The sequence below is a fragment of the Mycobacterium sp. 1165196.3 genome (assembly GCF_001673415.1).
GTDB classification, from domain to species: domain Bacteria; phylum Actinomycetota; class Actinomycetes; order Mycobacteriales; family Mycobacteriaceae; genus Mycobacterium; species Mycobacterium europaeum_A.
Genome location: NZ_LZLU01000237.1, coordinates 1 through 1,173, shown reverse-complemented (window position 1 = coordinate 1,173; position 1,173 = coordinate 1). Strand labels below are relative to the sequence as shown.

Sequence of the window (1,173 nt, the reverse complement as noted above, 5' to 3'; positions counted from 1 at the left end):
ACGATCATGCGAATCTCGGAGCTGCCCGAGCATCTGGTGATCGTCGGGGGCGGCTTCGTGGCAGCCGAATTCGCCCACATCTTCTCCTCGCTGGGCTCGCGGGTCACCCTGGTGATCCGGGGCTCTGCCCTGCTGCGGCATTGCGACGACATCGTGTGCAAGCGCTTCACCCGCATCGCGTCGAGCAAATGGGAGCTGCACACCCACCGCAACGTCGTGGGCGCCGAGAACCGGGGCTCGGACGTCGCGGTGGAACTCGACAACGGGCACACGGTGCTCGCCGACGCGCTGCTGGTGGCGACCGGGCGGGTCTCCAACGCCGATCGACTCGACCTCGAGCAGGCCGGTGTCGCCGTCGAGGACGGCCTGGTGGCCGTCGACTGTTACCAGCGCACCACGGCGCGTGGCGTCTTCGCCCTCGGCGACGTCTCCTCGCCGTATCAGCTCAAGCATGTCGCCAACCACGAGGCGCGCGTCGTGCAGCACAACCTGCTCTGCGACTGGGACGACACCGACGCGATGGCACTCACCGACCACCGCTACGTGCCGTCGGCGGTGTTCACCGATCCGCAGATCGCCTACGTCGGGCTGACCGAAAACGAAGCCATCGCACAGGGTTTCAAGATCTCGACCAAGATTCAGGACTACGCCGACGTCGCCTACGGCTGGGCGTCGGAGGACACCACCGGGATCGTCAAGCTCATCGCCGAGCGCGGGACCGGGCGGCTGCTGGGCGCGCACATCATGGGAACCCAGGCATCGTCGATCATTCAGCCGTTGGTCCAGGCCATGAGCTTCGGACTCACCGCGCCGGAGATGGCCCGCGGCCAGTACTGGATCCATCCGGCGCTGCCCGAGGTGGTGGAGAACGCCCTACTGGGCCTGCGCTGACCTCAGCGCAGGCGCGAGCGCGCGTCGCCCTCGTCGTCCTGGCACTGCGGGCACAGGCCGTGCAACGTCAGCCCCGCCGCCTCCGAGAGCGCGAAGGAACTGCCCGCCATCGCGTGCTCGAGCGCCGAACTCAGCTGCCGGGCGGGCACCTCGATGATGGTGCCGCAGTTCGTACATACCGCGTGATGGTGCGGCGCGGTGGCCAGCCCGTAGGTCGTCACGCCGCCCTCGAGCGTCAGCGCGTGCAACACCCCCTGGTCGACCAGCGTCGTCACCGTGCGG

Annotated in this window: 2 protein-coding genes; one reads left to right on the top strand and one right to left on the bottom strand. The window is 68.4% G+C overall.

What is annotated here, in order from left to right:
- On the top strand, positions 1-891 hold an 891-nt coding region (locus tag A5659_RS23225; RefSeq protein ID WP_067184571.1), incomplete at its 5' end, for an FAD-dependent oxidoreductase.
- A 2-nt stretch (positions 892-893) separates the two neighbouring features.
- Here A5659_RS23225 and A5659_RS23220 read toward each other — a convergent pair.
- Positions 894-1,173 (bottom strand): Fur family transcriptional regulator (locus A5659_RS23220; protein ID WP_197498162.1); only part of this gene is annotated, 280 nt, incomplete at its 5' end.